Genomic DNA, 5,048 nt, shown 5'->3' on the forward strand with positions numbered 1-5,048 from the left:
AGGCGGCGGTACTCGGCCATACGCGAGATGTAACGACCGACCGGCCCCCAACATTCCACCTAGCCGACTCGATCATGAAACCGAACCGGACATCGGATCCGATGTTCGCAAGCGGGCGGGTATCCCCCAACTACCGGGTGTCCGGGCGGTGTGCTGGAGTGACCAGGCCGGACTCGTAGGCGAGTACGACGAGTTGGGCCCGATCGCGTGCCTGGAGCTTGGTCATGGAGCGGCTGACGTGGGTCTTGGCGGTGGCCAGACTGATCACCATCTGCGCGGCGATCTCGTCGTTGGACATGCCTCGGGCGGCCAGCGCCACCACCTCCCGTTCCCGGTTGGTCAACACGTCCAGCGCGGACGAGAGCCGACCCTGCGGCGGTCGGGAGACGTACTCGTCGATCAGCCGGCGGGTGATGGTGGGTGAGAGCAGCGCGTCGCCCCGGGCGACGACGCGGACGCCGTGTAACAGGTCCTCCGGCTCGGTGTCCTTGACCAGGAAACCGCTGGCACCGGCCCGCAGCGCGGTGTAGACGTACTCGTCGAGGCCGTAGTTGGTCAGCATCACCACCCGGGTACCGGTCAGCCGGGGATCGGCGACGATCTGCCGGGTCGCCTGGATGCCGTCGAGCACCGGCATCTGGATGTCGACCAGGGCGACGTCCGGCAGGTGCCGTACGGCGAGCGACACCGCCTGTTCGCCGTTGGCGGCTTCGGCGACCACCTCGATGTCGTCCTCGGCGGTCAGCAGGGCACGGAATCCGGCCCGGATCAGCGCCTGGTCGTCGGCGAGCAGCACCCGGATCATGCGACCGCTCCGCACGGCAGGTCGGCGCGGACGGCGAAACCGCCGCCGTCGCGTGGCCCGGCATGCAGTGATCCGCCGAGTGCGGCGACCCGCTCCCGCATGCCGACCAGGCCGACCCCGGGCACCGCATCCGACTCGCCGTTGCCGCGCCCGTCGTCGTCGACGCGGACGGTCAGCGACTCGGCACGGTAGTCGAGTTCGATCGCGGCGCTCGCCGGTCCGGCGTGCCGGGCGACGTTGGTCAACGCCTCCTGGATGATCCGGTACGCGGCCCGGTCGACCGGCGCGGGCAGGGTACGCGGCTCCCCGGTGACCCGTACGGTGACCGGCATACCTGCCCGACGGGCCCCACCGACCAGGTATTCCAGCCGGTCCAGCCCGGTACCGCGATTGTCGTCGTCGCTGCGCAGCACCTCGAGGGTGGCGCGCAGTTCCCGGATCGCCTCACCGCTGGCCTGCTGGATGGCGAGTAGCGCGTCGGGGATCGGCTCGTCGCGTTTCCGGGCCAGGTGCACGGCGACACCGGCCTGCACCTTGATGATCGAGATGCTGTGCGTCAACGAGTCGTGCAGTTCGCGGGCGATCCGCAGCCGCTCCTCGTCGGCGCGGCGTCGGGCGGTCTCCTCACGGGTCCGTTCGGCGTCGGTCGCCCGCCGCTCCACCTCCGCCAGGTACGCCTGGCGGTGCCGGGTCACCTCTGCCAGGGTGCAGGCCGCGACCATCCAGCCGACGAGCAGGAACCATCGCTGGAAGACGTCGGGAGGCGCCTGGTCGCCAGCGCCGAGCGCCATCTCGCCGACGAAGCCGCCGACCAGCACCACCCCGAGGGCGACGAACGCGGACCGGCGGTGTCCGACGCGGACCGCCGCGTACAGGGCGAACAGCACGGGCACGGCCGGGATGACCCCGGGATAGCCCCGGAGCTGGTAGCCGAGCAGGCCGGCGGTGGCGGCACCGAGCACCAGCCGGGGTGCGCGGTGCCGGAACGCCAACGTCGCCGCACCGAGCAGCAGCAGGAGGTAGCCGCCCGGGTCGAGTTCCAGCCTGCCGGGAGGTGCGGTCCGGGCGCCGAGCAGCACCAGTACGGCGACACCGGCCGCGACGAACCAGTCCCGCCAGGTCACCCATGTGCTGCGCCACCACCCGCGCCCGCTCCCGTCGCGCATCTCCGAACCGTAGACGACCGTCGCAGGAAACGCGTCGGGCTGGGGATGTAGCCGGCACTACCGCCCTGGGCGTACTCCTCGGCCGGCCTGCGTCGCCGTCGGCAGCGGCAGTTGTCCGCACTGGACCGACGACCGGGACCGGGTCCGGACGGCATCGTCGACAGGCGTGACGCCGGCACCCCTGCCGGTCGCCAGACGTTGCCGGACGTTGCCGGACGCCACGCCGACGCGCGACCGCGCGACCGTCAGGCGAGTCGAGTCAGGCGAGTCGAGGAGGAGCACATGACCAGCACACCTGCCCAGCACACCCGCCCGCCGCGCGACGGAACCGGTGTGGTGGGGAACGCCGGCGCGCGAAGCGGAACCATCCGGGTCGTCCGTGGACTCGCGCTGCTCTCCAGCGGTCTGCTCGCCGGTGCGTTCGGCTACGGGGCCGTGAACGTCGTGCAGGCGTTCCAGTCCGTGCCGCTCGAAGTGCGGCTGACCTTCCACACCGCCCTGATGCGGATGAACGGCCCGGTCATGCAGTCGGTGATGGGCGTGGCGTTCCTGAGCACGCTGGTCCTGGCCGTGCTGTTCCGCAACACGCCACGGATGCTGGCCGCCGGGGCCAGCCTGCTGACCCTGGCCACGTTCCTGGTCACCCGGTTCGGCAACGTGCCGATCAACCGTCAGATCCGGGAGTGGCTCGCCGGCTCGGTCCCGGCCGACCACGCGGCGATCCTGCAACGCTGGGAACTGCTGAACTACCTCCGGACCTTCACCGCGCTGACCGCCTTCGTCCTGTTGCTGGTCGTCGTCGACCGCGCCACCATCACCGCCGCCGGGCGGCACGAGGAGCGGAACGAACGGCACGAGGAGCGGGAGGAGCGGAGGTGACGGCACCGACCGTCGGGCCGCCGGGCCGCCGCGAATCGGCCGGCCGCGCGGTGGTCGGGCTGGTCACGGGACGCCGTACCAGTTGGGTGGTGTTGGGGTTCTGGCTGGTCGCGGCGGTGGTGGCCGCCGGTTTCGCCAGCCGGTTGGGCGCGGTGCAGGACGACGAAGGTTCACCCCTGCCGGCCGGTGCCGAGTCCGCCCGGGTGCTGCGGGTGCAGACCTCGGCCGCCTCCGACGCGCCGCTGCCCGCAGTCGTCGTCTACACCCGGCCGACCGGGCTGACCGAAACCGATCGCGGCAAGCTCGCCGCCGACGCCCGGGCCTTCGCCCAGCGGACCGATCTCGGGGGTACGGTACTCGGCCCCACCCTGGCCGACGACGGTACCGCCGCCCAGCTCGTCGTGCCGCTCGACCTTGGCCCGGACCCCTTCGACCGGGTCGCGGACGCGGTCGGCGCGATCCGCCAGACCGCCCGGCAGGACGCGGCGGGCATGACCGTGTACGTCGCTGGTCCGGCCGGCTCGCTCGCCGACCAGAGCGCGGCGGTCAGCGGACTCGACGGCCGCCTGTTACTGGCCACCGTCGCCGTCGTCGTGCTGATCCTGCTGGTCACCTACCGCAGCCCGGTGTTGTGGCTGCTGCCGGTGGCCTGCGCCGGCCTGGCGCTGATCGCCGCGCAGGCAGTGGTCTACCTGCTCGCCCGGTACGCGCAGTTGACCGTCACCGCGGACAGCGGCGCGATCCTGACCATTCTCGTCTTCGGCACGGCCACCGACTACGGGCTGCTGCTGGTCGCCCGCTACCGCGAGGAGTTGCGCCACCACCGGGACCCGCACGACGCGATGGGGCTCGCGCTGCGCCGCTCCACGCCAGCCGTCCTGGCCAGTGCCGGTACCGCAGCCGCCGCCATGTCCTGCCTGCTGCTCGCCGAGCTGAGCTGGACCCGAGGGCTCGGCCCGGTGCTGGCCGTCGGCGTGCTGACCGCACTGGTGGTGATGCTGACCGCGTTCCCGGCGCTGCTGGTCCGGTGCGGTCGTTGGGTCTTCTGGCCGGCCCGGCCGAGGTACGGCGGCGCCGACATCGGGGCCGGCGCCAGCACGTCGAGCGGAGCTGCGGCGGCGGCCCGGTCCGGTACCGAAGCCGACGACAGCGCGGTGGCCGGGGCCGGCGCGATCGGCTGGTGGAACCGGATCGGCCGGCTGATCGCCCGCCGGCCCCGTGCGACCTGGCTGGCGACCAGCCTCGCGTTCGGCGCGCTGGCCCTCGGCATCACGCAGCTCGACGCGACCGGACTGACCTCGTCGGAGTCGTTCCGGGGCAGCCACGACTCGGTACGCGGCGAACAGGTACTGGCCCGGCACTTCGCGGCCGGCGTCGGCAGCCCCATCGCGGTGCTGAGCCGCCCCGACCAGGCGGAGCGGGTACGGGCGACGCTCGCCGCCGTACCCGGGGTGGAGCCCGGGTCGCTGACCTCGACCGAGTTGCGCTCCGGGCAGGCGTACCTGGAGGCAACGCTGACCGATCCCGCCGACAGCCGCGCGGCGTACGACACCGTCGACCGGGTACGCACGGCGCTGCGTGCCGTACCCGAGGCAGAGGCGCTCGTCGGCGGGGAGACCGCGGTCCGGCTCGACGTGCAGCGGACCGCCCGGAGCGACCGGAACCTCCTGGTGCCGATCGTCGTCGCAGTGGTCTTCGCCATCCTGGTGCTACTGCTACGGTCTCTCGTGGCGCCACTGCTGCTGGTCGGCACCGTGGTGCTCTCCTTCGGCGCGGCGCTCGGCGCGAGCGTGCTGGTGTTCCGGCACATCTTCGGATTCACCGGTGAGGACAGTTCGCTGCCGCTCTATCTGTTCGTCTTCCTCGTCGCGCTCGGCGTCGACTACAACATCTTCCTGATGACCCGGGTACGCGAGGAGACCGTCCGGCACGGCACCCGTCGGGCGACCCTGATCGGACTGGCCGCGACCGGCGGGGTGATCACGTCCGCCGGCCTGGTGCTCGCCGGCACGTTCGCCGCGCTGACCACACTGCCACTGACGATGATCGTCCAGCTCGGCTTCGCGGTGGCGTTCGGCATCCTGCTGGACACCGCCGTCGTCCGGTCCGTACTGGTACCCGCACTGAGCCTGGATGTCGGCCGGTACCTGTGGTGGCCCCACCGACTGTTCCGCGAGGCGGACAACGCCTGACGGGGA

At 72.2% G+C, this 5,048-nt stretch carries 4 protein-coding genes; 2 read left to right on the top strand and 2 right to left on the bottom strand.

Annotation, left to right across the window (positions count from 1 at the left end):
• Positions 1-130: 130 nt before the first annotated feature.
• Both Pma05_RS41925 and Pma05_RS41930 read right to left on the bottom strand, forming a co-directional pair.
• A complete protein-coding gene (locus Pma05_RS41925; protein ID WP_203863108.1) occupies positions 131-805 on the bottom strand; it encodes a response regulator in 675 nt (224 codons plus the stop codon).
• The gene (locus Pma05_RS41930; protein WP_203863109.1) at positions 802-1,971 is read right to left on the bottom strand and encodes a sensor histidine kinase; all 1,170 of its coding nucleotides are present in this window, start codon (positions 1,969-1,971) and stop codon (positions 802-804) included. The genes Pma05_RS41925 and Pma05_RS41930 overlap by 4 nt, the downstream gene beginning before the upstream one ends.
• A gap of 282 nt (positions 1,972-2,253) precedes the next feature.
• Here Pma05_RS41930 and Pma05_RS41935 point away from each other — a divergent pair, with 282 nt between their 5' ends.
• Positions 2,254-2,850: an anthrone oxygenase family protein gene (locus Pma05_RS41935; RefSeq protein ID WP_203863110.1), complete on the top strand. Its 597-nt coding sequence runs from the start codon at positions 2,254-2,256 to the stop codon at positions 2,848-2,850.
• Complete coding sequence (locus Pma05_RS41940) at positions 2,847-5,042, top strand: MMPL family transporter (protein ID WP_203863111.1); 2,196 nt, start codon at positions 2,847-2,849, stop codon at positions 5,040-5,042. The genes Pma05_RS41935 and Pma05_RS41940 overlap by 4 nt, the downstream gene beginning before the upstream one ends.
• Positions 5,043-5,048: the final 6 nt, after the last annotated feature.

Source organism: Plantactinospora mayteni, assembly GCF_016862935.1.
GTDB classification, from domain to species: Bacteria; Actinomycetota; Actinomycetes; order Mycobacteriales; family Micromonosporaceae; genus Plantactinospora; species Plantactinospora mayteni.